Origin of the sequence: Allobosea sp. TWI1241, from assembly GCF_039673065.1 — a bacterium.
GTDB lineage: Bacteria > Pseudomonadota > Alphaproteobacteria > Rhizobiales > Beijerinckiaceae > Allobosea.
The window spans coordinates 31,023-56,132 of the sequence record NZ_JBDJKW010000001.1; the positions used below are offsets into that span (position 1 = coordinate 31,023).

Consider the following 25,110-nt stretch of genomic DNA (forward strand, 5'->3'; position numbering starts at 1 on the left):
CACACGGATCGTCGGGAAGGATGCGGAAAGCTCTGCCATGTGCGAACCGCTTTGAACAGCACGCCCCGCTCATGCCGCCCTGACGCCGCGCCCTCGGGCGGCGGCGCGAGGCCCCTTCCCCGCCACCCCCGCGCCGCTTATGACGAGGGCATGAGCGAACGCACCCACGCACCGGCCGGCGGCCGCATCGAACTGGTCGATCTCGGCCGCGGCATCGCGCTGCTGGCGATGTTCGTCTACCATTTCGCCTACGACCTCTCCTTCTTCCGCCTGATCGACACCGATGTCGTCGCCCATCGCGGCTGGCAGATCTTCGCGCGGCTGATCGCGGGCTCCTTCCTGGCGATCGTCGGCTTCAGCCTGGTGCTGGCGACGCGGCGCGGCTTCGATCTCGAGGCCTATCTGCGCCGCCTGGCGCTGGTGGCCGGCGCCGCAGCTCTGGTCACCTTCGCGACCTGGTACGCGGTCCCCGACAATTTCATCTTCTTCGGCATCCTGCACCACATCGCCGTGGCGAGCGTGCTGGCGCTGCCCTTCCTGTGCCTGCCGACGCTCGCGATCGCACTCGCGGCTGTCTTGGTCTTCGCCCTGCCCTTCGCGCTCGGCAACGCCGTCTTCGACCAGGTCTGGCTGTCCTGGCTCGGCTTCGGCCCGGTGCCGCGCACTGCCGATTTCGTGCCGCTCTTCCCCTGGTTCGGCTGCGTGCTCGCCGGCATGGCGCTGGCCCGCCTCGCGCTGGCACGGGCGCCCGAGGGCGGCTGGGCCGCCTGGCGGGCTGGTTCGCCGCCGGCACGGCTCGTCTCGCTCGCCGGCCGCAACAGCCTCTTCGTCTACCTCGTGCACCAGCCGCTCTTCATCGGCGCGCTGCTGGCCTTCATGCATTTCGCCGGGCCGAGCCTGCCTACCGCCGATGCCGAGGCCGCGCCCTTCCTCACCGCCTGCCAGCGCAGCTGCGTCGCCACCGGCTCTTCGAAGGAGGCCTGCGAGCGCGTCTGCTCCTGCTCGATGACCGGACTGAAGGAGGCCAATCTCTGGCAGAAGGTGCTGGCCGACGCGCTCAGCCAGGCCGACACCGAGAAGGCCCGCGAGATCGGGCTGAGCTGCGCCCGGCAGCGCTGAGCGGCGAGTCGTCGCGGGTGGCCGGCGAGGTTTGCGTCGCGCGCGGCTGGGAGTATATGGGGCGGGCGACGAGCGTGCCGCCGCGAGCAAGCGAGAGAGCGACCATGGCCGACCACGGCACACCGCATTTCCACAACGATCCCGGCGTCGCCGTGATCCATACCGGCGCGCGCGAATTCATGTGCATCGGGGCGAAGCCGCCCTTCGACCACCCGCACGTCTTCCTCGACATGGGCTCGGACGACGAGATCGTCTGCCCCTATTGCTCGACGCTGTTCAAATACGATGCCTCGCTCGGCAACGGCCACGCCAAGCCGGCGGAGTGCGAGTATCACGACGCGGCCCGCGCCGCCTGACTCCGGCCCGCCGGCTGCCGGCGGAAGGACATCATGACTTCCCTACCCATTCTGATCGCCGGCGCGGGGATCGGCGGATTGACCACTGCCATCGCCCTTGCGCGGCGCGGCATTCCGCTTATCGTCTGCGAGAAGCGCACCCGCTTCCACGAGGTCGGCGCCGGCATCCAGGTCTCGCCCAATGCCGGCCGCGTGCTCGAATCGCTCGATCTCGGCCTCGCGCTGCGCCGCATCGCGGTCAGGCCCGACCGGCTCGAGATCCGGCACTGGAACGGCAACGACGTCCTGACCATGCCGTTCAGCGCCGGCCCCGCCGACCAGACGCCGTTCCGCACCGTCAAGCGCGCCGACATCCACCAGATCCTGCTCGACGCGGCCCGGACCATGCCGAACATCCGCTGGCTGATCGGCCGCGGCCTCGCCGAGGTCAAGGATGAAGGCGACCATCTCGACGTCACCCTGGCCAGCGAGACCGGCCAGACCGAGACCATGCAGGTGATGGGCCTCGTCGGCGCCGACGGCGCCTGGTCGCGCAGCCGCGTTCTGGCTGGCGACGCCCGCCCGCCCCGCTTTACCGGCTGGGAGGCCTGGCGCACGCTGGTGCCGGTCGCCGGCCTGCCTGCGAGCCTGCGCGCTGCCAAGGTGACGCTGCAGCTCGGCCGCGCCCGCCACGCGGTGTACTACCCCGTCGCCTCCGGGCAGGAGATCAACCTCGTCATCATCCGCGGCGCGCGGCACGGCCAGGACGGCTGGTCCCGCCCCGGCCAGGCGCAGGAACTCTCGGCGACGCTGAGCCATGCCTGCGGCGATCTGCGCCGGCTGGTGGCGGATGCGCCCGCCTGGCATGTCTGGTCGCTGCACGACCGTCCGCCGACCGCCATGGCGAACGGCCGCATCGCCCTGCTCGGCGACGCCGCCCATCCCGTCCTGCCCTTCCTGGCGCAGGGCGCCGGCCTCGCGATCGAGGATGCGGCGGTACTGGCCGACGCGCTGTCACACCGTCTGGCTGAAGGCGGCGCCGCGGCCCTGCCTGCCGCCTTCGCGGCCTATGCCGCAGCCCGCGCCCAGCGTGCAGCCCGCATGCAGGAGACCAGCCGCAACAATGGCAGCGCCTATCACCTGGCGAAGCCCTGGAGCTATGCACGCGACATGGTGCTGCGCCGGCTCGGGCCGGACGGGCTGCGCCAGCGCCATGCCTGGGTCTATGACTGGATGCCGCCCGCCGGCTGACGGGCGCATCGTCGCGGCGGCGCACGGACATCTCGCCATCGCCGCATTCGCTTCCTACATTGCGGGCATGACGCGAGACGAACCCCTCCCATGATCCGCATCGACATCAACAAGGCCGCCAATGCGCGCATGGCGCGCCTGCCCCGCTGGGCGAGCTGGCTCGTCATGGCCGGCGCCTTCGCGGTCGGCGTCCTGCTGTTTCTCGTGGCCGCCAGCCTGGCGCTGATCCTCGTGCCGGTGGTGATCGCCGGCGGCGCCATCGCCGCATGGCAGATGCGCCGCAAGCTGCGCGCGGCCGGCATCGATCCGCGCGACCCGTTCCGCGAGGCGGCCTCCACGCAGGGTGCTGGCGAGATCGTCGATGCCGAGTACCGCGTAATCGAGAGCGACGACCGCCGTCGCTGAGCAATAGTACCCTCTCCGAAACGACGAAGGCCGGCCGCATCATCCGCGGCCGGCCTTTTTTCTGATCTGCGGGGAGCGTGGAAAATCCCCCTCGGGTCAGGCGATGCGGCTGACCAGCACCTTGTCGATCCGGCGCCCGTCGAGATCGACGACCTCGACCCGCCAGTTCTCCTTCTCGAAGCTCTCGCCGACGCCGGGCAGGCGGTTCATCTCGGCGAGCACGAAGCCGGCCACCGTCTGGTAGTCGGCATCGCGCGGCACCGGCACGCCGAGTTCATGCGCGAACTCGTCCACCGGCATCCAGCCCGCCACCAGGTAGGAGCCGTCCGAACGCATGACGATCGGCGGCTCGTCCTCGTCCTCCTCCTGGAAGACGCCGGTGATCGCCTCGAGCACGTCGCTGGAGGTGACGATGCCCTCGAAATGCCCGTACTCGTCGAAGACCAGCGCCATATGGACGCGGGTGGTGCGGATGGCGCGCAGCACGTCGAGCGCGCCACTGGTGTCGAGCACCACGGGCGCCTCGCGCACCAGGGCGCGCAGGTCGGGCGTGCCGTCGGCGAAGGCCTCGATCAGTTCCTTCACCTCGATGATGCCGATGATCGAATCGGCCTCGTCGTCCTGCACCGGCAGGCGGTTGCGCTTGGTGTGGCGGATCTGCTGGCGGATCTCTTCGAGATCGTCGGTGAGGTCGATCGCCTCGACATCGCGCCGCGGCGTCATCAGCGCGCGGGCGGAACGGTCGGCGAGGCGCATCACGCCCGAGATCATCTCGCGCTCGTCGCGTTCCAGAACGCCGGCCGTCTCCGCCTCGGCGATGATGGTGCGCACCTCCTCCTCGGTGACGCGCTCCTCCGTCTCGCCCTTCTGGCCGAGCAGCGCCAGCACCAGCTTGCCCGAGGCATCGAGCAGCCAGACCAGCGGCGCGGCGATCTTGGCGAGAACCGCCATGGCCGGCGCGATGCGCGAGGCGATCCGCTCGGGATCGCGCAGCGCGATCTGCTTCGGCACCAGTTCGCCGGCGATCAGAGACAGATAGGTGATGAGGACGACGACGATACCGACGCCGAGCGTGTCGGCGACAGCCTTGCTTAGGCCCTCATCGAGAAGCCAGTCCGAGAGGCGCAGGCCGAGGGTCGCGCCTGAGAAGGCACCCGAGAGGATGCCGACGAGGGTAATGCCGATCTGGACGCTCGAGAGGAAGCGGCCGGGGTTTTCGGACAGCCGCAGCGCCGTCGCCGCTCCCTTGCTGCCCTGTTCGATGAGGACCTTCAGTCTTGCCGGCCTCGACGAGACCACTGCGAGCTCCGACATGGCGAGCACACCGTTGATGGCGGTGAGCACGACGACGATCACTATCTCCGTTAACAAAACTGGCTCTGAGGCTGCGGGATCGCACTCGCTATCGACCCGCTTCTGCTCCGCTTATAGCGTATTCGCGATGGAACGCGATGGGGGAACAGCGATGGCGACGGACGAACGGCGCTTCGCCGCCGCAACCGAGCGCAACCGCGAGCCGATTCTCTCCGTGCTGCGCGAGGCGCTGCCGGCGCGGGGACTGGTGCTGGAGATCGCCAGCGGCTCCGGCGAGCACGTCATACATTTCGCCAGGGCCTGGCCGGAACTGCGCTTCCAGCCCTCCGACCCGGATGCCGGAGCCCGCCGCAGCATCGACGCCTGGACCGCGCATGCGGGCCTCGGCAACGTTTTGCCGGCGCTGGCGCTCGACGCCGCCGCGCCCGACTGGCCGATCGCGCAGGCGGACGCGCTGATCTGCATCAACATGGTGCATATCTCGCCCTGGGCGGCGACGCAGGGGCTGATGCGGGGTGCGGGCCGGCTTTTGGCCGCGGGCACGCCGCTCTACCTCTACGGCCCCTACCGGCAGGAGGGCGTGCCGCTGGCGCCGAGCAACGCCGCCTTCGACGAGAGCCTGCGCTTGCGCGATCCGGCCTGGGGCCTGCGCGACGTTGAGGCGGTGGCGGCGCTGGCCGCGGAGCAAGGCTTTGGCCCGCCGGCGATCACCGCCATGCCGGCCAACAATCTGAGCCTCGTCTTCCGAAAGCGCCCGGCCTGAGCGGCCGGGACCGTTGGCTCAGAGCACCATGGGCAGGACGAAGAAGCCGGCGACGATGATCAGCGCCAGCGCCAGCGCCGTCATCGGCAGGTGCTTCTCGATGAAGATGCGGATGTCGTCGCCGTAATAGCGCAGCGCCACCGCGATCATCGCGAAGAAGGTGACGCGCGACACCACCATGCCGACGGTGAACTTCCACAGGTCGAAATGCAGGAAGCCCGACATGATCGTGACGATCTTGAACGGGATCGGCGTCAGCCCCTTGGTCAGCAGGACCCAGAACCAGTAGTCCTGGGAGGTGGCGATCAGCGTCGCGGCCTTCTCCTGCAAGCCGTAGATGCCGATCAGCCAAGCGCCGAGCGATTCATAGAGCAGCGCGCCGATCGCATAGCCGAGATAGCCGCCGGTGACCGCGCCGAGCGAGCAGATGCCGGCATAGAACCAGGCCCGGTCCGGCCGGGCGATGCACATCGGGATCAGCAGCGGGATGGGCGGAAGCGGGCTGACGGAGCTTTCGACGAAGGTGATCGTGAAGAGCAGCCACGGGGCCGCCGGGTGCGAGGCGTAGGAGACGCACCAGTCGTAAGCACGCTTCAGCATGTAAAGATCGACCGCTCCCGGATTCCGCTCCCTGCCCGGGAGGATCCCGTGCGAGTCGCACCTACGTCATGGCTGGCGAGAGTGCCAGACATCTCTTACGGCAGCGTCAATTGCATGACGTTCGTGGCGGGAATGCGAGCCGTGAGCCTTGCTTCACCCGGCCGCCGGTCACGGTGCCGGCGGCACCGTGACGCAGGGTCGGGATCGATCCTTCGCGGCTCAGGCCAGACGCTCCAGCGCCTCGGCGATCCGGATCTTGCGGGCCTCGGCGCTCGCCTTGCGCTCGCGGTTCTCCTCGACGATCTCCTCCGGCGCGCGCGCCATGAAGTCGGGGTTGCCGAGCTTGCGCTCGACCGCGGCGATGTCCTGGTCGAGCTTGGCGAGTTCCTTGCTCAGGCGCACGCGCTCGGCGTCGAGATCGATGATGCCGGCCAGCGGCAGGGCCGCGATCTCGCCCCGCACCACGATCTGCGCCGACTGCGCCGGGGCCTCGTCGGCAAAGGCAATCGAGGACAGCCGCGCCAGGCGCTCGATCATCGGCGCCCAGGCCTCGACCGTGGCGCGCGTCGCCGCGCTGGCCGATACCAGCACAAGCGGCACCTGCGCCCCGCCCGGCACGTTGGTCTCGGAGCGGACCGAGCGGATATCCGAGATCAGGTCGACGACGAAGCCGATCTCGGCCTCCGCCGCCGCGTTGACCAGATGGCCCAGCTGCGGCCAGCGCGTCAGGCAGACCAGGTCCGGCTCGCCGGCCGCGACCGTGCGCGGCGCGCCGACGCCGGCCTTCTGGGCCCAGAGCTCCTCGGTGAGGAAGGGCATGAACGGGTGCAGCAGCTGGCAGATCAGGTCGGTGACGAAGGCGACGGTGGCCTGCGTCTCGGCCCGGGCGGCGGCGCCGGCGGCATCCGTCTCCTCGGCCTGCAGCACCGGCTTCGACAGTTCGAGATACCAGTCGCAGAACTGGCCCCAGACGAAGCGATAGGCCGCATCGGCCGCCTCGTTGAACTTGAAGCTCTCGATGCCGGCAGCGACCGCGTCGGCCGCGCGGGCCGCCTCGGAGAGGATCCAGCGGTTGAGGGGCAGCTTGACCGCGGCCGGATCGAAGCCCTCGGCGCGGGCGCAGCCGTTGATCTCGGCGAAGCGGGCCGCGTTCCAGATCTTGGTCGCGAAGTTGCGATAGCCCTCGACGCGCGCGGTGGCGAGCTTGATGTCGCGCCCCTGGGCAGCCATGGCCGAGAGGGTGAAGCGCAGGGCGTCGGCGCCGTATTTGTCGACCAGCACCAGCGGGTCGATGACGTTGCCCTTCGACTTCGACATCTTCGCGCCCTTCTCGTCGCGAACGATGGCGTGGATGTAGACGTCCCTGAACGGCACCTCGTCCATGAAGTTGAGGCCCATCATCATCATCCGGGCGACCCAGAAGAAGATGATGTCGAAGGCCGTGACCAGCGTCGCAGTCGGGTAGTAGCGCTTCAGCTCCGGCGTCTCTTCCGGCCAGCCCAGCGTCGAGAACGGCCAGAGCGCCGAGGAGAACCAGGTGTCGAGCACGTCCTCGTCGCGGCGCAGTTCGACCGCCCCGCCATAATGGCCGAGCGCCAGCGCCTGCGCGGCGGCCTCCGACTCCGCGACGAAGCACTCGCCGTCCGGCCCGTACCAGGCCGGGATCTGGTGGCCCCACCAGAGCTGGCGCGAGACGCACCAGGGCTCGATGTTCTCGAGCCAGTCATTATAGGTCTTGGTCCAGTTCTCCGGCGTGATCTTGGTGCGCCCGTCGGCCACCGCCTTCAGCGCGCGCTGGGCCAGCGGCTTGACGTCGACATACCACTGGTCGGTCAGCCAGGGCTCGATCACCATGTCGGAGCGGTCGCCATGCGGCACGGTATGGGTGTTCGGCTCGACCTTCCGCAGCAGGCCGCGCGCCGCCATCATGCCGACCACGGCCCGGCGCGCCGCGAAGCGGTCCTGCCCGTGCAGCGCCAGCGTCTCGGCCTCCGGCGTGGCGCCGGCCAGGAACTCCTCATTGTCCTGGAGCAGGATGCGGGCCTCGCCGTCGAGCACGTTGATCACCGCGAGCCCGGTGCGCTTGCCGACGTCGAAATCGTTGAAGTCGTGCGCCGGGGTAATCTTGACCGCACCGGTGCCCTTCTCCGGATCGGCATACTCGTCGCCGACGACCGGGATGACGCGCCCGACCAGCGGCAGCACGAGCTTGCGCCCGATCAGCCCCTTGAGCGTCTCGTTCTCCGGGTGGATCGCCACGCCGGTATCGCCCAGCATGGTCTCGGGCCGCGTCGTCGCCACCGTGACATAGGTCGCAGGATCGGCCGGATCGTAGGTCGTCCCCTCGATCGGATAGTCGAAATAATAGAGATGTCCGCTCGGATCCTTGGCCAGCGCCTTGTCGAGCTTCGCGGCATCGAAGGCCTCCTCGCCGTCGCGCTGCCATTTGAAGCTGCCGGTCTTTTCGACCTGGAGCACCTCGAGATCGGAGATCGCGGTCTGGAACTTCGGATCCCAGTTCACCAGCCGCTTGGCGCGGTAGATCAGCCCCTGCCGGTGCAGGGCGACGAAGACCTTGAGGACGGCGGCCGACAGCCCCTCGTCCATGGTGAAGCGCTCACGCGACCAGTCGCAGGAGGCGCCGAGGCGCTTGAGCTGGTTGACGATCGTCCCGCCGGACTCCTCCTTCCACCTCCAGACCTCGGCCAGGAACGCCTCGCGGCCCATGCTCCGGCGGTCGGTCTTGTTCTCGGCCGCGAGCTTGCGCTCGACCACCATCTGGGTGGCGATGCCGGCATGGTCGGTGCCGGGCTGCCAGAGCACGTCCTTGCCCTGCAGGCGGGCGAAGCGGCAGAGCACGTCCTGCAGCGTGTTGTTGAGCGCGTGGCCCATATGCAGCGAACCGGTGACGTTCGGCGGCGGGATCACGATGCAATAGGGCTCGGCGCCGGGCTGCGCGCCGCGGCCCGCCCGGAAGGCCTGCGCCTCCTCCCAGGCCTTGCTGATCCGCGCCTCGACGCTGGCGGGCTCGAAAGTCTTGTCCATCATCGCTTCGCTCGAACGAAAAGCGGCCGGGGACCAGCCCCCGCCGCGAAAAACGCAAGGTCAAAAGGTCTGCCGCCTTAAGAGCCCATGCGCATGCATCCCGTCAACGCCTTCGGCGGCGGCGAGGCTCAGGCGGCGTTCGCCTCGAGGAACCACAGGGCCTTGTCGAGCGCCCGCGAATAGGCGGTGAGGATGTCGGCGCTGTCGGGATCGCCGGCCTCGTCCGCCTCGTCGATCGACTTGCGGACCGCGTTGGCGGCATCGGCATAACGGTCGATCAGCGCGGCGAGATGGTCCTTCACCGCGACGATGTCGGTCGGATAGGGCGCGAGCTTGCTGCCCGCCGCGACGGTCTGCGTGGTGCCGAGCGCGAAGCCGCCGAGCTGCGACACCCGCTCCGCGACGGTGTCGGCATGCAGGTCGATATCGGCGCGGAAGGTGTCGAGCATCTCGTGGATGCCGATGAAGCCGGGGCCGCGCAGGTTCCAGTGCGCCTGCTTGGTGATCAGAGCGAGATCGATCGCATCCGCCAGCCTGTCGTTGAGGAGGGCGATCAGCTGCGTCTTCGTGTTGGACTTCAGGTCGATGCGGGAACTCGGCTTGGCCATGATGGCACCTCACGCTTTTCGTCGCCGCCCTCTCGCTCCCCCGCCATGGCGAGGCGGAAGAACCGGGCGCGGAAGGGGAACCCCGTCGCGTCTCGATGGTTTCAAATCCCGAACAAGGAGAAACCCGCCATGGCCCACGATACCGCCCGCGACCCGGACAGCAAGCGTGCCTGGGAGATGATCGAAGACATCGGCCTGTGCATGCTGGTCAGCCACGACGTTCAGGGCGACCGCCTACGCGCCCGGCCGATGAGCGCGCATGTGCGCCGCGATGAGGACGCGATCTACTTCCTCACCGACGTCCGGGACCACAAGGACGACGAGATCGAGATCAATCAGAACGTCTGCCTGAGCTTCGCGGACAACGGCTCCTATCGCTACGTCTCGGTCTCGGGCACCGCCAATGTCCTCGACGACCGCGCCAAGGTCGACGAGATGTGGTCGACAGCCGCGCGGGCGTTCTGGGAGAGCAAGGACGATCCCAACATCCGCGTGCTGCGGGTGCGGCCCGACTTCGCCGAGTACTGGGACAGCCCCGGAAAGCTCGTCACCGGCGTCAAGATGGCCGCCGCGGCCCTGACCGGCTCGAAGCCGGATCTCGGCGAGAACCGCAAGGTCATGCTCTGACCGTCACGAGGAGAATCGGCGCATGCGTCTTCTGGTCCATCTCGTCGGCGCCTGGGTCGCGGCGGAAGCCGCCTCCGGGCGCTATCCCAAGCCAGTCTCGCTGGCACTCGGCGTGCTCGTTTCCCGCCTCGGCCCGCCCACCGCGATGATGGCGCTCGCCGGCTACGCCATCCACAAGCTGCGCGAGGGCGGCGCCTTTGACAAGGTCATCCCCGCGGCCGAAAGCCGCCTGCGTGAACGCGGACGCCGCCGGCGCCGCTGATACGCGCTGGGAGTGACACGGCTTGGCCGTGCGGACGCCTGCATGACCGCCGCGACGCTCTTGGCTGACGCCTCATAGAAACGACAACGCCCCGGGCTCGCGAGCTCCGGGGCGCTTCTCGTCTGCCGGGCCCGAGGCCGAGATCGGTCATTAGACCGTCACGCCGGCCTTGCCCGAATGCTGATGGACGCCCCGCGATCCGCGATGATGCGCCTGAAAGGCGATGCAAAAATCCTAGTGGCGGCCACCGCGCGCGACGCGCTCGATCTCGGCGCGCACCAGACGCTCGACCATGCCCGGCAGGTTGTCGTCGAGCCAGGTCTTGAGCATCGGCTTCAGCATGTCCTTCACCAGGTCTTCCAGGGTGCGGGCATTGTTGCTGAGGACGGTATTGGCCAGCGCGCCGAAGGCGTTCTGTACGGCGGCGCCGGTCTGGTCGGAAATCAGCCCGGCCATGTCGAGAGCCGGCGCGGGCGCCGGTGCGGGCTGCACGGGCGGCGGCGGCATCGCGATGGCAGGCTGGGGTTCGGGCGCCTCGGGTACGACGAGCTGCACGGGCGGCTCCGCGGCGGCCGCGGGCTCTGCGAAATCGACATCGTCCGCGAGCGCGACCTCGGCGTCGACGCTCGTCGCTTCGGCGCCGAGATCGAGGACATCGTCCTCCTCGGGCTCCGGCTCGATGACCGGCGTCACCGGCGGCTGTTCGGCGGGCACAAGGGCGACAGGCGCCGCCTCGGCCTCCGCCGGCTTCTCGTCATCAGCGATGATCCGCCGGATGGAGGCGAGAATCTCCTCCATGGAGGGTTCGTTGGCCTTCGGCTGCGCGCTCATGCTCGATCCGGATCACTCGACACCGAGGCCGCCCCGAGAATCAGCGCCCTCCCTCGCAGAAGTATTTCACCGTCGAGCGGCCATGCAAGGCGAGCATGGCCGCGCCCACAGGAGAATCGGGAGAGAACGGGCCGGTTCAGCTACGAAAGTCCCGCAACCCGGCCCGCGACCTCAACGGCCGCTGGGCGTCTGAGTGCCCCAAAGCAGGCCCTTGACCTGCTCGTAATGCTTGCGCTCGTCATAGCGCTCGGTCTTGAGCTTGAGCGTCCGGCCCGAAAGACGACCGGTCGCCGACAGCACCGCATAGGAGGCCACGACCCGGTCGCGCTGCGCGGTGACAAGGGTCGAACGCGCGCTGACCAGCTCCTGCTGGGCGTTCAGCACGTCGAGCGTGGTGCGCTGGCCGACCTTCGCCTCCTCACGCACGCCGGCGAGCGCGGTTTCGGCCGCCTGCACCTGCGCCTGGGCGGCGGTGATCTGCGCCTTGGCGGCCTCGAGCCCGCCCCAGGCCGAGACCACGGCGGCGCGCACCGTGTCGCGCGAGGTGTCGACCTCGATGCGGCGCTGGCCCGCGATCTCCTTGGCCTGGCGGGTCCGCGAATAGACCTGCCCGCCTTCGTAGATCGGGATCGTCAGCGTCGCGACGGCGCTCGCCGAGGCGCGGCGGTCACCGAACATCTGGTTGTCGTAGCGCTGCGCCACCGTGCCGCGCACGCCGAGCGTCGGATAGAGATCGGCTTCCGAGACCTTCACCTGCAGCTCGGCAGCGTCGACGCCATGCAGCGCCGCGATGATCGCGGGATGGTTGGTCAGCGCGGCGTTGAGCGCGGCCGGCAGATTGCGCGGCAGCAGGTTCTCGACCGGGCGGCCGGGCGCCAGGCGCTTCGGCTCGGCGCCGACATTCTGGCGATAGCGCGCGATCGAGGTCTTGAGGTTGGCTTCGGCCAGAATGGCCTGCGACTGCGCCGAGGACAGGCGCGCCTCGGCCTGTGCGACGTCGGTACGCGTCACCTCGCCGACCTGGAAACGGTCGCGCGTCTGCCGCAGCTGCTCCTCGAGAACCTCGACGTTGTTGCGGTTGAGGTTGAGGATCGCGGTGTCGCGCAGCACGTTCATATAGGAGGTGGCGGCGTCGAGCAGGACGTTCTGCTCGGTGTTCAGCAGCTGCGCGCGCCCGCCGAGCACCTGCGATTCGGCCTGGCTGACGGAGTTGCGGGTCTTGCCGCCGTCGAAGATGTTCTGGTCGACGCTGAGCCCTACACCGCGCGGGTTCAACCGCAGGGTGTTGCTGCCATGCGGCGCGCCCGTGCGCGGCATCGCCGGCGTGTCGCTCTCGGTGATGCTGGCGCCGATGTCGCCCGAGGCGTTGATGCGGGGCCGATAGCCGGACAGCGCCTGCGGCACATTCTCGTTGATGGCGCGCAGCGCGGCGCGCTGGGCGTTCAGGGTCGGGTTGGCCGAATAGGCGCGCGACAGCGCCTGCTCCATCGTCTGCGCCGCCACCGGCGCGCTGACCGCCAAGGCGAGCCCTGCGATGATCGCCATGCGGCTGGCGGTCTTCTTGAGAAACTGGGTCGATACGGTCACCGGACGCCTCTTGTGCGGACTCGTGTCACGCCCAGGCATCGCCCTAGCCTCGGCACTCTCTGCGCGGAATCTATAGGGCCGGAGCCCGGCATCGCCAACGCAGTTGCGGGAAACCAGCTGTTAACAAATCCCGACTGCCGCAAAAATGCGACAGTCCTGCGCCCTCCCGACCCCGCCATTCCGGCCGGGCCGATGGGCGCGATCAGAAGACGAAGGCCTCGGCCTTGCGGAATTCGGCGAGCAGCGGAGCTGCCGCATCGAAGACCGGGCGGGCGCTCAGGCTCTCGCCGACATGCCGGTAAAGCATCGCGCGCGCCGCACGGCCATGGCCCTCGATCACGATCAGCCGGCCGCCGGGAGCGACATGGCCGAACAGCGGCTCCGGCGCGATTTCGCAGGCGCCGGAGACCAGCACCGCTTCGAACTGCGCATTGGCCGGCAGCGAAGCGACCGCCTCGACCGACGGCACGTCGTCACGCGCGAAGGCGGCCTTGGCCAAAGCGAGCGCCGCCTCGTCGGTTTCGAGCAGGGTGGCCTGCGCGCCCATCTGCGCCATCAGCGCGGCGCCATAGCCGCCGGCATATTCCAGCACGCTCTCGCCGGGCTTGACCTCGAGGAACTGCAGCATGCGCGCGGTCACCATCGGCGCCGGCAGGGCGCGCCCGGTGCCGGGCAGCGCGATCGGCTGGTCGATATAGGCCAGATGCGACAACTCGCCCGGCAGTAAGGCCTCGCGCGGCACGTGGTCGGCCGCCGCCAGGACGGCCCGATCGGTCACGTCATAGGTGCGCAGCTGGCAATCCACCATCATGCGCCGCAGATCCGCGAAGCTGGCCATGCTCAAATCTCCGACTATCCGGCCCCGGCCGGCAGCGGGGTTTTGGGCGACGGCGCGGCAAAAGGCAAGGCCGCGCGACCACCCGCGCCGCGTCATCGGCGCACGGCTGGCGCGCTGCCCGATCGATGCTGGTTTGCGGGGGTGTCCGCGGAGCTTCGCGATACGCTCAGAAGCGCGATGGCGAACAGGTCCGGCGGGAAATCGTTTGGAGGCCTCGCCCGGAATCGAACCGGGGTGCAAGGATTTGCAGTCCTCTGCGTAACCACTCCGCCACGAGGCCATCCGAAGAGCGGTCGCGGCGGAGCGACCGATCCGGCGCCGGCTATACCGGGATGCGCGACGCACCGCAACCATGCCGCGCGCGAATTCAATGCCGGCCCACAGCCCGTCGTGCAGAATTGTCCACCGATGCACATTCGGGGCTTGCGCCCGGCCACCGGCTGTGGCTATACGGCGCCATCGATCCCGGATAGCTCAGCGGTAGAGCAATCGACTGTTAATCGATTGGTCGCAGGTTCGAATCCTGCTCCGGGAGCCACCTTTCCAGACGCGCGAGATCGCGCGCCGATGATCTGGAAAGACACGACCTTCATGACATCGCGACGATAACCGGACGCCAGCTGTCGCAGGCTGTTGATCTGCTTGCCGCGAGCAGCCGCCTGCGCAGCCTACAGCACGGGATTTTGCAGTTCTGACCGGGCTCAACGGCCGAATCCGCATATCTCCCCGATGCCAAGAGCACCTTTCCGTCTCGCTCGGCGCCTCCTCTCCCGACGCAACGTACCGAGCCGATCGGCCGCGAATCCGGACATCATCGGTTCGACACCTACCGGCCGAATCGCAGCCACCGCCGCGAATCGCGCCGCGGGACGCCTCGTCGGCTCCCGCGGCGCGGATATCGATCAGTCGGCCGCGACGATCTTGCCGCCTTCCCAGCGGAACATCGCGAAGCTCGGCGAGGTCAGGTCGCCGGTGCTGCCATAGGTCAGCGGGCCGATCGCCGTCTTGATCGGCTGGCCGTCCTTCAGCGCCTTGGTGACCGCCTGCGCGTCGGTCGCCTTGCCGGCCTTCTCGATGCCGGCCTTCAGCACCTCGACGGCGGCATAGGCGTTGAGCGTGAAGGCCTCGGGCGGGATGCCCTTCTCCTTCAGCTGGGCCACGGCCTCCGCAGAGGCGGGGTTCTTCAGGGCGTCTGTGGCGTTGGTGAACAGCGTGCCTTCTGCCGTTTCGCGGCCGATCGCCCAGAGCTCGGTGTTGGAGAGCCCCTCGCCGCCGACGATCGTCGCCTTGATGCCGGCTTCGTGCAGCTGGCGGGCGAGCAGGCCGCCCTCGGGATGGTAGCCGCCGAAGTAGATCACCTCGACATTGGCCGCCTTCAGCCGCGTCACCACCGCGGCGAGGTCCTTCTCGCCCGGCGTCAGCGTCAGATAGGCGACCTCGTTCACACCGCCTTTGTTGAGCACCGCCTTGAAGGCGTCGGCCAGGCCCTTGCCATAGGTGCCCTTGTCGTGGAGCACGGCGATGCGCTCGTCCTTGAGCTTGGCGAGGACGTAGTTCGCCGCGACCTCGGCCTGCTGGTCGTCGCGCCCGCAGGTGCGCAGCACGTTGGACAGGCCGCGATTGGTCAGCGCCGGCGCCGTCGCGGTCGGGGTGACCATCAGCACCCCGCTCTCGGCGAAGACGTCGGAAGCCGCCATCGCCACGCCCGAGGTGACCGGGCCGACCACGAAGCGGACATTCTCGCCCACCAGCAGGTTGGCGCCGGAAACGCCCTGGCGCGGATCGCCGGCATCGTCGACCAGCTTGAGCACCAGCTTCTCGCCGAGCACGCCGCCCTTGGCGTTGATGCCGTCGACGGCGACCTGCGCGCCGTTCTTGACCTGCTCGCCATAGGCGGCGACCGGGCCCGTCAGCGGCGCGACCAGGCCGATCACGATATCGGCGCGGGCCGCGGTGCCCGCGATCAGGAGGGCGGCCGCCATGGCAGCGCCCGAGAGGAATCTGGCTCGCATCATCTGCATCTCCTCGACGTCACGATTATTGGCTCAGCTCCCGGCTTCGCCCTGCCGTTATAGGCCAGCCCTGCGGCGGCGGACACCGCAGGCCGGTGCGGGAACGCCGCGGGCGGCACGGGCCGGGGCGCAAGAGGCGAAGCGGGGGCGAGCGCCGCCGGCCGTGCGGTCCCGGCAGGCCAGCTAGGCGAAAGGCGCTCTATCCCTGCGTTACGGCGCCTGTGCTATAGCGCAAGGCGGTGAGGCCATGGCGTGTGACGCGCTCCGGCCCCACGCTGCGGACGTGGCGAAACTGGTAGCCGCACGAGACTTAAAATCTTGCGTCTTCAATGACTTACGGGTTCGAGTCCCGTCGTCCGCACCATCTCCCCATCATCACATCGGATGAACGTCCGCGCGCGGCGATCGCCCGCGTGCCTGATTCCCGCACGCCCTGTGCGCCAGCTCAGGCCGCCGCGCGCGGCCGGCGCTGGCGCTTGCGGCTGTAGAGGCTGTCGTCGGTCTGCGCGATCATGTCGCGGAAGGTCTGGCCCTGGCGGCAGAGCGCGAAGCCGCAGGAGAGCGAGAGCTCCGGCTCCGCGAGCCCGGTACGTTCGCGGAACTCGCGGGCGGCGCGCTTGCAGATGCGGACGAAGAGCTGCTCGGGGTCTCCGGAACGTTCCAGCGGCACGAAACCGCAGAATTCGTCGCCACCGATCCGCGCCACCAGGCTGCTGTCGCCCAGAACCTCGCGCAGCGCGATCGCCGCCGAGACGATGGCCTCGTCGCCGACGAGATGGCCGTGGCGATCGTTGATCGGCTTGAGGTAGTCGACATCGGCGATCAGGAAGCCGCCCTTAACCCCGTGGCTCAGCGCCAGGTCGAACTGCTCGGCGAAGCTGCGGCGGTTCAAGAGCCCGGTCAGCGGGTCGGTGCTGGCGCGGCGGGCGAGTTCCGTCGTGCGCTTCATCAGGTCGCGATAGGCGTGGTCCAGCCGCTCCATTCGGCTGAACCAGATCAGGCCGAGCGGGATCGCGATCAGGAACGGCAAGACGAGGCGCACGATGATGGTGACCAGGTCGGCCTGCGCCCCGATCAGGATGCGGATGCCGGTGGACACCGAGATCGAGATCGTCGCGGCGATCAGGGTCACGACGGCTGTCCGCCGCAGGACATATCTTGAGGGCAACTTCAACGCACACGCCACCTGCACGAGAACGACTTGCGAGACGATCTCATTCATAGCGCGGCGGGCGCCCGGACAGGCGCACGCCGCGGCCGAAACCTGCGGTCGATCTTCCTTAGCGGTAACGCGCGGGCGCGGAAAGCCCGGCCGTCAGCGGCGGCGTGCCGGCTTGTACCATTCGACCCCGTCGGGATCGACATAGAGGCCGGGCGCGACATCGGCCCCGATCCGCTTCTGCTGCATCGGCACGCGCACCGTGTCATCGCGGTCGCCGCGCGAGACGAAGCCGCCTCCGCCCCCCTGGCCCGCGCGCCCCGTCGCCGGAGCGGCGCCGATCACGCCACGGCGGCCGCTGATGCGCTCGTCGAGCGCGTCGACCCGACGGGCGGCGAACACGGCCTTGCCCTCGACAACCGGCGATGCCTTGGCGCTCGCCCCCTCCCCGGTGACGCGGATGCCGGCGAAGCGCGGCACATAGGTCGCCGCGCCGCCGCCGCGCGCCAGCGCGTCCCAGCCACCGCTGGTCGAGACCTGGGCGCCGCAGCGCTTGTGCGCGCGCTCGCAGGCCGCGCGCGAGGCGTAGCGCGGCGCATCCTGCTCGAAGGCGGCGCGGGCGTTGCGATAGGCGAACTCGCACTGCTCGGCGGAGAGCCTGCGGCCAGCGATGCACTCGTCGCGGCGGACATAGACCTCGGCGGCTCCTTGCGCATAGGCGGCGCCCGGCCCGACGAGAAGACCGGCGAGGGCGCGGCCCATAAGGCCGGCGAGACGAAGCGGCTGCGTCATCCTTGGTCCCCTCTCCGGCCGCCCGCGCATCAAAGCAGTGGCCGCATCGTAGCGGCGAGCTCGCGCGTGCCGCCATAGTCGATCTTGCCATTGCCCAGCACCGGAACCGAGCCGGTGACGAGCACGGCGCGCGGCACCCAGAGCTCGGCGAAACCGCGGCTGCGCGCCTCGTCCTGCAGGAGCTTGAGGTCGGCATCGGGCTTTTCGGTGACGAGGACCAGTTGCTCGCCCTTGCGGGCATCGGGCAGCGCGACCACGACGTGGTTGAAGCCCGGCCAGAGCCCGGTGATCATCGATTCCACCGCCGCCAGCGAGACCATCTCGCCGCCGAGCTTGGCGAAGCGGCGTGCCCGGCCGGTGATCGCGACGAAGCCGTCCTCGATCGTGACGATGTCACCGGTGTCATGCCAGCCGCCCTCGGGCGGGACGGGTACGCCGGGGCGCGCCTCGTCGAGATAGCCGAGCATGACGTTCGGCCCCTTCACATGCAGCCGCCCGCCCGCGGTGATGCCCTCCACCGGGTCCAGCCGCGCGGTGATGCCGGGGAGCAGGCGCCCGACCGTGCCCTCACGCAGCGCCTGCGGCGTGTTGACCGCGAGCACCGGCGAGCATTCGGTGCAGCCATAGCCTTCGAGGATCGTGGTGCCGTAGGGCTCCCAGAGCTGGCGGGTGGCCGGCTTCACCCGCTCGGCCCCGGCCACGACATGGCGCACGCTGACGAGGTCGCCCTCGGAAGCCGCGCGCGCATAGCCCTGAAGGAAGGTGTCGGTCGCCAGCAGGAAGCTCGCCTTGGTCTCGCCGATCAGCTTGGGAACCTGCTTGTAGTGCAGCGGGCTCGGATAGAGCACGACCTTCATGCCGTGCAGCAGCGGCACCAGCAGCCCCGCCGTCAGCCCGAAGGAGTGGAAGCAGGGCAGCGGGTTCATGAACACGTCGCGCTCGGAGATCGCGCCGGCGGCGTGCACGAAGACCTGCCGTGCGTTCGAGACGAGGTTGGCGTGGCTGAGCACCACGCCCTTGGGCTTGCCCTCTGTGCCGGAGGTGAACAGCACCACCGCCGGATCGTCCGGCTGCCGCGCATGGCCGCGCAAGGCGAGACCCGGCGCCAGCGCCGAGACCGCGCCAATCGCCTTGTCGAGGCTCGTCAGGCTCTTGCGGACATCCTCGAGATAGATCACCCGCCGGCCCGTGCCGATCGCGGCCAGAACCTCGTCGAGCTTGCCCTGCTCGACGAAGCGGCGCGAGGTCACGATGGTGCGCAAGCCCCCGCCCTCGCAGGCCGCCAGCAGATTGCGCTGACCGGCGGTGAAGTTGAGCAGCGCCGGCACGCGCCCGAAGGCGGAGAGCCCGAACAGCGTCACCACCATCGCCTGGACGTTCGGCAGCATCAGGCCGACGATCTCGCCGGGCTGCGTCGTGGCCGCGAGCTTGCGCCCTAGCACCAGCGCACCCAGCACCAGCCGGCCATAGGTCAGCGGCTTGCGCTCCGGATCCTCCAGCGCCGGCCGCGAGCGGCCATGGCGCGCCACCGTCTGCAGCAGGCTGGCGAAAAGCGTGGTGCGGGCGCCTGCGACATCGAAATCGCGCGCCGGAAACTCGGTAGCCGTCATCTCTGCCCTTGCGTCTCCTCACGCGGCGCGAAGCCTCGTGCCGCAAGGTAGTGGCGACTGCGCGCGATGCAATCCGGCCCGGCGCTTTTTGATTCTCCGCCAGCGCCTTGGGGGCGGCGGCGGATTCGATCTCTCAGCCGCGCGGCGCCCCCTGCCCGCTCAGCCGAAGGCGCCGATCTCGTGCTGGATCACGCCCGAGATCTCGCGCAGCAGCCCGAAGCAGTCGCGCATCGGATCGACCACGTCGCGGTGGAAGGCGGCATAGGCGCCACCCTCGCGCGGGCCCGGCGGCTCGCCGAAATCCAGGCCGAGCGCCGCGTCCGGATTGAGCGGGAAGATCTCTCCGAGCAGCGCGATCGCCCCGTCCATGTCGAGGCGCAGGATGCGCTCGACCAAGAGGTCGCGGGTAAGCCCGGCATGCGGGCGGAAATCGGGAACATGCGTCGCGAGCAGCCAGATCCGGTGCAGCAGCGCCAGCCGCAGCGTGTGCAGAGCCACCAGCCGCTCCGACATCGCCGGCAGCGTACCCGCCGCCTCGCGCAGCTTCATCCGGTCGGTGGCGAAGCGCCAGAACAGCCGGCGCAGCGCCGGCGCGAGGTCGAGCCGGGCCAGCGCCTGCGCCACCGCCATCAGCTCGTCGCGGCGCCCCTCGCGTTCGGTGCGGCGGGCGCGGTCGAACCAGTTGCCCGGGTCCAGCGTGTCGAGATAGGCGCGCAGCACGTCGAGATCGCTACTGGCCAGCGCATGGGCGGCGAGGCGATAGGCGCGTCCGAACCGCTCCGAACCGTCGCGCATCGCGACGAAGGTCTCCGGCGCCCGCGAGGCCGCCAGGCCGATGCCGTGCACGCTGTTGGCCAGCCAGCCGAGTTGCTGGAGGATCGCATTGTTCGGGATGGCCCGCAGTTCGCGCGGATGGCGGATCACCGCCGGCCCGCCGGCATCGCTCTGGCGCGCGGCCGGGCGCGAGCCCGTCCGGTCGAGCAGCGAGGGTCCGAAGGTGCCGATCAGGGCGGCATAGCCCGGATCGTCGACGAGATGGGTCATCTCGTCCCGCACGGTCTGGAAGAACTCGCTGGCGAAATCCGGCTCGTCGTAGATCGGATCCGGCGCCTCGCCGGGCGGCGCGAACACGGCCTCGGCGATGCGGGCGATGGTGGCGCCGGCCAGCGCGGGCGTGCCGAACAGCAGATAGCCGTCGCTGCCCTGGAAGCTGCTCTCGCGCGTCATCGCGACACCGGCCCGGGCGAAGGCGCGGCGCGGCCATTCCGGGTCGAGATAGGCCAGCCGGTCGGCGAGGCTGTCGGGATGGGCGCCGCGCCCGGCCGATTCGCCGTGGGTGTCGAAGATCACCAGCTCGATCTCGTTCAGCCCGTAGCGGACCAGCAGGTCGAGGATGCGGCTGCGCAGCCGCTCGACCCAGAAGGTCGCGGCGACCTGCCCGATATAGCGGCCGGAATCGGAGTAGCCGAACTGGACGCAGAGCCGGCCATGGCGCTTGAGATAGTCGCGCCAATGCGGGCTGCGCAGCGCCTCGTCGATGATGCGCGGCCCCTGCTCCAGCGCGTCCGAGGTCTCGAACAGCGGCGAGATCTCGATGAGGTCGGCGATGCCGAAGCGCTCGGCGAGATAGAGCGCGCTCAGCAGTGTGTAGCCGGTCTCGGTCTCAGCGATCAGGAAACGCACGGGCCGCGAGCCGTCGACATGCTTCACGATCTGCGTGATCGTCATCATCATCCGCGCGGCGGAGGCACGCTCCACCGCCAGCGCGCCGAAATCGACCGCCGAAGGCTCGACCTCCGCCAGCGCGGCGTTGACGGCGGCGAGGAAACCGCGCCGCAGCGCCGGCTGGGCCGGGTCGCCATCATCGGCGATGACGCCGCGCATCGCATTGTGGACCTGCGCGGCGTTGAGCCGGAAATGCGGCAGCGCGATCGAGACGCCGTGGGTGACGACGCCGGACCGCACTAGCACGAGCGCAGCGGCGCTCTCGGCATCGGCCTCGGCGATCGCCGCGTCGAGCAGAGCGAGCAGGCGCGTCGCGTCGGGCTGCGCCACCTCCCGCTCGCCGACCAGCGCCAGCGCGAAGGCCTGGAGCGCGGCGAGCGACGGCTTGCTGTTCAGCGGCGGGCAGAGCGCGAGCTGGCGCTCGACCGCGGCCAGGGCTTCCTCGCAGAGCTGGCGCACCGGCGCGGCGGCCTCGGCCTCCGGCAGCGTCTCGAGGATGCGGACGAACTGGCCGCGCTTCGATTCCAGCCGGTAGCGCAGCGTGTCCCACCAGCCGATATCGGTCCGCCCGTCGGTATCGCAGCCGACCCAGGAGGCGAGTTGCAGCGCCCGCGGCCGCAAGCCACGCCAGCGCTCCGGCCAACGCACACGCGCCTCGTTCAGGAAGGCGGCGTTGAGCCGGTCGATCGCGTCGCGGGCATGGCGCACCGCATAGCGCGCCTGCTCGAACTCGTCCTGCAGGGTGATCGTCGCGTCGGGGCGGAAGGAGAGGTCCGGCGCCGCGAGACGGGGGTCGTCGTTCCCCTGGCCGGATGTCAGCGCGGCGAGCGCCATCGCCACCTCACGGCGCATGCCGAAGGTCGGGTGCGCGGTGAAGACCGCGGCGAAGCGGGTGCGCGCCAGGCCGGCGGCGAAGGCCGCGAAGGGATCGTCGGAGGCGTCGGCCTCCTCGGCCAGCCGGCTCGCCAGCGCCGCGCAGGCGGCGTCCTCGTCGCGATCGAGGCCGACATAGGCGGCGAGGCGCACGGCGCGGTCCGCCAGCGCCTCGCGCCCGAGATGCCGGATCAGCGCCGCGGCCTGCGCGAGCGTGATCTCGCCGCGATCCATGCGGCGCGTCAGCCAGAGCGTCACACGCAGGACCGGATTGCCGAACGGGTCCTCGCGGGCCCCGGCACGGGCCTGCCGGATCGCCTCCGCGAGCTGCCCGGCCAGCGCCTCCGGGGCGCGATCGTCTCCGTCAGCCATGACGCTCTCCCTGCAGGCACGCAAAAATCGGTGCAGCAGACGGCGATTCCGGATTTTTCGCAACTGCGAGAGATCGGGCGGCGACCGATCACGGCCGCGGAGCCCAGCTTGAATCGATCTGCGCGCCGTCCTGCCTAAACATTTGTCCGACAAGGCTTACCGGACATGCACATCCGGCGCGGGGCGCGTTGCGCTTCGGACGAGCCCTGCCCTAGCATGCCCCATCGCTCCCAGCCCAACTGCCCCATGCCGCGAGGACCTGCCCGTGCCGACCGCCAGCCTGCAATCCGTCGTCGACTACGCCATCGCCCACGAGTCGCCCTGGCCGCGCAGCATGTACTACCCGGACGGCTCCTATGTCGGGAACGTCGAATGGAACGAGCGGGGGCCGTGGACCGAGATCGTCGGCCCGGTGGCCGAGCGCGGCGGCCCGGCCGGCGTGATCATGCGCGGCGGCGAGACCGTCGCCGAATGGGGCAACACCGCCCGCACCGACATGACCTTCTCGATCGCCAAGAGCTATCTCTCGGTGCTGACCGGCCTCGCCGTCGCCGATGGGCTGATCCCCGACATCGACCGCCCGGTGGCCGAGACGGTCGACGGCCCGGTCTTCGCCGGCGCGCATAACGGCGCGATCACCTGGCGCCACCTGCTGCACCAGAACAGCGAATGGCAGGGCGAGCTGTTCGGCAAGTCCGACCAGGTCGACCATTTCCGCCAGATTGGCCCCGGCGCCGACAACAGCCGCAAGGGCCAGCGGCGCACGCTCGGCGCACCGGGCAGCGTCTACGAATACAACGACGTGCGGGTGAACGTGCTCGGCTACGCGCTGCTGCGCCGCTTCCGCCGGCCGCTGCCGGAGGTGCTGCGCGAGCGCATCATGGATCCGATCGGCGCCTCGCGGGACTGGCGCTGGGAGGGCTACGAGAACGCCGATGTCGATATCGACGGCCGCATGATCCGCTCGGTACCCGGCGGCGGCCATTGGGGCGGCGGCCTGTTCATCGGCGCCCGCGACCATGCGCTGTTCGGCCAGTTGGTCGCCGCCAAGGGCAGCTGGCAGGGCCGGGAGCTGATTCCGGCGTCGTGGCTGGCCCAATCGCTGGCGCCCTCGCCGACGCTGCCGAATTACGGCTTCCTCTGGTGGCTCAACCGCGGCCCGACCGCGAACCCCAAGCTGCCGGCCGGCAGCTTCAGCGCGCTCGGCGCCGGCAGCAACGTCATCTGGATCGCGCCGGAGCTCGACGTCGTCGCGGTGGTGCGCTGGATCGACAAGGCCGCGGTCGACGGCTTCTGCGAGCGCCTGGCGGCCGCCCTCGCCTGAGCAGGCCACACCGCCCCGGCGCCCATGCGTGCGGCGGGGGACGGCCCGCGCGGGTGATGCTTGCAGGCGAAGCGGCCAGGGCGCATAAGCCCGGCCGCTTTCCGCCGCCTGCCCGAGCCCCGACGTGTCCCAAGCCGTGCCCGCCCTCTCCCGTCCGGCCGCGGGCTTCGTCTGCGGCCTGCTCGCCGCCCTGGTCTGGGGCGTGCAGGCGGTGGTCTCGCGCCAGTCGGTCTCGGACGGGCTGACCGCCGGCGACGTCACCATCCTGCGCTTCCTCGCCGCCTCACTGGTGCTGCTGCCGCTGGCCCTGACGCGGATGCGGCCCTTCCCGGTCGGCCGCCTCGGCTGGCGGCGTGCGCTGATCCTGACCGCGCTGGTCGGGCCGAGCTACAGCCTGATCCTGGTCGGGGGAGCGCATTTCGCGCCGGCCCTGCATTCGGCCGTGATCTCGCCGGGGCTGATCCCGGTGTGCACGGCGGTGCTGGCTTTCCTGGTCTTCGGCGAGAAAGCCAGCCCCGCGCGGCTGATCGGCCTCGTGGTGATCGTCTGCGGCGTCGCGCTGTTCTCCTGGGAGGCGATCCTCAGCACGCCGACGCGCGCCGACGCCTGGATCGGCGACCTGCTCTTCGTGGTGATCGCGCTGCTCTGGTCGACCTTCGGCCTGCTCGCCCGGCGTTGGGGCGCCGACGCGGTCGAGGTCACCATGGCGACCTGCCTGCTCTCGGTGCCGTTCCTGCCGCTCATCGGCCTGGTGCAGCCGGTGACGCTGCTCAGCGCCCCGCTGTCGGCCATGGCGCTGCAGGCGATCTATCAGGGCGTGCTGGTCGGCGCGGTCGCGCTCTTCCTCTATGCCCAGTCGGTGACGGTGCTGGGCGCGGCGCGGGCGGCGCTGTTCCTGCCCTTCGTGCCGGTGGTCACCGCACTGGTCAGCGCGGCCTGGCTCGGCGAGCACGCATCGGCGCTCGAGGTGGCCGGCATGATGGTCGCCATGGCCGGCATGCTGGTGGCGCTGCGGGCTCCGAGCAGCGCCTGAGGGCGGTCAGCCCTTCGAACCCTTGGCGATCGGCTCGACATAGGACAGGCCCATATCCCAGGGGAAATAGATCCAGGTGTCCTGGCTGACCTCGGTGACGAAGGTATCGACGGTCGGCACGCCGGCCGGCTTGGCGTAGACGGTGGCGAAATGCGCGTTCGGCAGCATCTCGCGCACGATGCGCGCGGTCTTGCCGGTATCGGTCAGGTCGTCGACGACCAGAACGCCCTTGCCCTTGCCGTCGCCGATGGCGCGGATCGAGGGGGCGACCTCCTTCATCACCACGAGCTCGGTCTGGTTCTTGTAGTCGTGATAGCTCGCGACGCAGACCGTCTCGATCAGGCGCAGGTTGAGCTCGCGGCAGATGATCGCCGCCGGGACGAGGCCGCCGCGGGTGATGCAGACGATCGCCTCGAACGGGCCGGAATCGGCCAGGCGCCAGGCGAGCGCACGCGCGTCGCGGTGGAACTGGTCCCAGGAAACGGGGAAGGCCTTATTGGCGGTCGGATCGGCCATGAGCGGAAGTCCCTGCGGCGAGCGGTGGCGACCTCCTGCGAAAAGCGCATTGCGGCGGCCGTGACAAGTGCCCGGCCACCGCTTTTCCCGAAACCGGGCGCGATCCGGC

22 protein-coding genes and 3 tRNA genes are annotated in these 25,110 nt (G+C 69.8%); 11 read left to right on the forward strand and 14 right to left on the reverse strand.

The window, feature by feature from the left end; genetic code table 11:
- Positions 1-150 precede the first annotated feature (150 nt).
- The 4 genes from ABE438_RS00185 (at position 151) to ABE438_RS00200 (ending at position 3,110) form a co-directional block, all read left to right on the forward strand.
- Positions 151-1,119 (forward strand): heparan-alpha-glucosaminide N-acetyltransferase, encoded by a 969-nt coding sequence (locus tag ABE438_RS00185; RefSeq protein ID WP_346500056.1) that lies wholly within the window; start codon positions 151-153, stop codon positions 1,117-1,119.
- A gap of 104 nt (positions 1,120-1,223) precedes the next feature.
- Complete coding sequence (locus ABE438_RS00190; RefSeq protein WP_346500058.1) at positions 1,224-1,475, forward strand: zinc-finger domain-containing protein; 252 nt, start codon at positions 1,224-1,226, stop codon at positions 1,473-1,475.
- A gap of 33 nt (positions 1,476-1,508) precedes the next feature.
- Positions 1,509-2,705, forward strand: coding sequence for an FAD-dependent monooxygenase (locus tag ABE438_RS00195; protein ID WP_346500060.1), 1,197 nt, complete (start codon positions 1,509-1,511; stop codon positions 2,703-2,705).
- Between the two features lie 90 nt (positions 2,706-2,795).
- Positions 2,796-3,110: a hypothetical protein gene (locus ABE438_RS00200; protein ID WP_346500062.1), complete on the forward strand. Its 315-nt coding sequence runs from the start codon at positions 2,796-2,798 to the stop codon at positions 3,108-3,110.
- Positions 3,111-3,206: 96 nt separating this feature from the next.
- Here the strand turns inward: ABE438_RS00200 and ABE438_RS00205 are convergent, their stop codons facing one another.
- Positions 3,207-4,466 (reverse strand): hemolysin family protein, encoded by a 1,260-nt coding sequence (locus ABE438_RS00205; RefSeq protein WP_346501010.1) that lies wholly within the window; start codon positions 4,464-4,466, stop codon positions 3,207-3,209.
- A 109-nt stretch (positions 4,467-4,575) separates the two neighbouring features.
- On the opposite strand from ABE438_RS00205, the gene ABE438_RS00210 reads away from it, so the two are divergent.
- The gene (locus tag ABE438_RS00210; protein ID WP_346500064.1) at positions 4,576-5,187 is read left to right on the forward strand and encodes a DUF938 domain-containing protein; all 612 of its coding nucleotides are present in this window, start codon (positions 4,576-4,578) and stop codon (positions 5,185-5,187) included.
- A gap of 18 nt (positions 5,188-5,205) precedes the next feature.
- Here the strand turns inward: ABE438_RS00210 and ABE438_RS00215 are convergent, their stop codons facing one another.
- The 3 genes from ABE438_RS00215 to dps all read right to left on the reverse strand — a co-directional run bounded on the left by ABE438_RS00215 (position 5,206) and on the right by dps (position 9,440).
- A complete protein-coding gene (locus tag ABE438_RS00215) occupies positions 5,206-5,787 on the reverse strand; it encodes a YqaA family protein (RefSeq protein WP_346500066.1) in 582 nt (193 codons plus the stop codon).
- 219 nt (positions 5,788-6,006) lie between these two features.
- Positions 6,007-8,835 (reverse strand): valine--tRNA ligase, encoded by a 2,829-nt coding sequence (locus ABE438_RS00220; protein WP_346500068.1) that lies wholly within the window; start codon positions 8,833-8,835, stop codon positions 6,007-6,009.
- A 125-nt stretch (positions 8,836-8,960) separates the two neighbouring features.
- Entirely contained in the window at positions 8,961-9,440 is a 480-nt protein-coding gene (dps, locus tag ABE438_RS00225; RefSeq protein ID WP_346500070.1) for a DNA starvation/stationary phase protection protein Dps, read from the reverse strand.
- 129 nt (positions 9,441-9,569) lie between these two features.
- Here dps and ABE438_RS00230 point away from each other — a divergent pair, with 129 nt between their 5' ends.
- Both ABE438_RS00230 and ABE438_RS00235 read left to right on the forward strand, forming a co-directional pair.
- On the forward strand, positions 9,570-10,067 hold the full coding sequence (locus tag ABE438_RS00230; RefSeq protein ID WP_346500072.1) for a pyridoxamine 5'-phosphate oxidase family protein: 498 nt from the start codon (positions 9,570-9,572) through the stop codon (positions 10,065-10,067).
- A 22-nt stretch (positions 10,068-10,089) separates the two neighbouring features.
- A complete protein-coding gene (locus ABE438_RS00235) occupies positions 10,090-10,329 on the forward strand; it encodes a hypothetical protein (RefSeq protein WP_346500074.1) in 240 nt (79 codons plus the stop codon).
- A gap of 234 nt (positions 10,330-10,563) precedes the next feature.
- Here the strand turns inward: ABE438_RS00235 and ABE438_RS00240 are convergent, their stop codons facing one another.
- The 4 genes from ABE438_RS00240 to ABE438_RS00255 all read right to left on the reverse strand — a co-directional run bounded on the left by ABE438_RS00240 (position 10,564) and on the right by ABE438_RS00255 (position 13,865).
- Positions 10,564-11,160, reverse strand: a complete 597-nt coding sequence (locus ABE438_RS00240; protein WP_346500076.1) for a PopZ family protein — start codon at positions 11,158-11,160, stop codon at positions 10,564-10,566.
- Positions 11,161-11,331: 171 nt separating this feature from the next.
- Positions 11,332-12,705: a TolC family outer membrane protein gene (locus ABE438_RS00245; RefSeq protein ID WP_465248539.1), complete on the reverse strand. Its 1,374-nt coding sequence runs from the start codon at positions 12,703-12,705 to the stop codon at positions 11,332-11,334.
- Positions 12,706-12,949: 244 nt separating this feature from the next.
- Positions 12,950-13,585 (reverse strand): protein-L-isoaspartate O-methyltransferase family protein, encoded by a 636-nt coding sequence (locus ABE438_RS00250; RefSeq protein WP_346500080.1) that lies wholly within the window; start codon positions 13,583-13,585, stop codon positions 12,950-12,952.
- Between the two features lie 206 nt (positions 13,586-13,791).
- Positions 13,792-13,865, reverse strand: a tRNA-Cys gene (locus ABE438_RS00255).
- Between the two features lie 183 nt (positions 13,866-14,048).
- Between ABE438_RS00255 and ABE438_RS00260 the strand changes: the two genes are divergently transcribed.
- Positions 14,049-14,123 (forward strand) — tRNA-Asn (locus ABE438_RS00260).
- A gap of 364 nt (positions 14,124-14,487) precedes the next feature.
- On the opposite strand, the gene ABE438_RS00265 is transcribed toward ABE438_RS00260, so the two are convergent.
- Positions 14,488-15,597, reverse strand: a complete 1,110-nt coding sequence (locus ABE438_RS00265; RefSeq protein ID WP_346501012.1) for a branched-chain amino acid ABC transporter substrate-binding protein — start codon at positions 15,595-15,597, stop codon at positions 14,488-14,490.
- Positions 15,598-15,874: 277 nt separating this feature from the next.
- Here ABE438_RS00265 and ABE438_RS00270 point away from each other — a divergent pair.
- Positions 15,875-15,961, forward strand: a tRNA-Leu gene (locus ABE438_RS00270).
- An 81-nt stretch (positions 15,962-16,042) separates the two neighbouring features.
- Here ABE438_RS00270 and ABE438_RS00275 read toward each other — a convergent pair.
- The 4 genes from ABE438_RS00275 to ABE438_RS00290 all read right to left on the reverse strand — a co-directional run bounded on the left by ABE438_RS00275 (position 16,043) and on the right by ABE438_RS00290 (position 22,128).
- Positions 16,043-16,771, reverse strand: a complete 729-nt coding sequence (locus ABE438_RS00275; protein WP_346500081.1) for a GGDEF domain-containing protein — start codon at positions 16,769-16,771, stop codon at positions 16,043-16,045.
- Between the two features lie 141 nt (positions 16,772-16,912).
- Positions 16,913-17,548: a DUF1190 domain-containing protein gene (locus ABE438_RS00280; RefSeq protein WP_346500083.1), complete on the reverse strand. Its 636-nt coding sequence runs from the start codon at positions 17,546-17,548 to the stop codon at positions 16,913-16,915.
- Between the two features lie 29 nt (positions 17,549-17,577).
- Positions 17,578-19,158 carry an AMP-binding protein gene (locus tag ABE438_RS00285; protein ID WP_346500085.1) on the reverse strand — a complete coding sequence of 527 codons (1,581 nt, stop codon included), beginning with the start codon at positions 19,156-19,158 and terminating at the stop codon, positions 17,578-17,580.
- 159 nt (positions 19,159-19,317) lie between these two features.
- Entirely contained in the window at positions 19,318-22,128 is a 2,811-nt protein-coding gene (locus ABE438_RS00290; RefSeq protein WP_346500087.1) for a phosphoenolpyruvate carboxylase, read from the reverse strand.
- 265 nt (positions 22,129-22,393) lie between these two features.
- On the opposite strand from ABE438_RS00290, the gene ABE438_RS00295 reads away from it, so the two are divergent.
- Complete coding sequence (locus ABE438_RS00295) at positions 22,394-23,452, forward strand: serine hydrolase domain-containing protein (RefSeq protein WP_346500089.1); 1,059 nt, start codon at positions 22,394-22,396, stop codon at positions 23,450-23,452.
- A gap of 124 nt (positions 23,453-23,576) precedes the next feature.
- Positions 23,577-24,485 (forward strand): DMT family transporter, encoded by a 909-nt coding sequence (locus ABE438_RS00300; protein WP_346500091.1) that lies wholly within the window; start codon positions 23,577-23,579, stop codon positions 24,483-24,485.
- Between the two features lie 6 nt (positions 24,486-24,491).
- Here the strand turns inward: ABE438_RS00300 and gpt are convergent, their stop codons facing one another.
- Positions 24,492-25,001, reverse strand: a complete 510-nt coding sequence (gpt, locus tag ABE438_RS00305; protein WP_346500093.1) for a xanthine phosphoribosyltransferase — start codon at positions 24,999-25,001, stop codon at positions 24,492-24,494.
- Positions 25,002-25,110 lie beyond the last annotated feature (109 nt).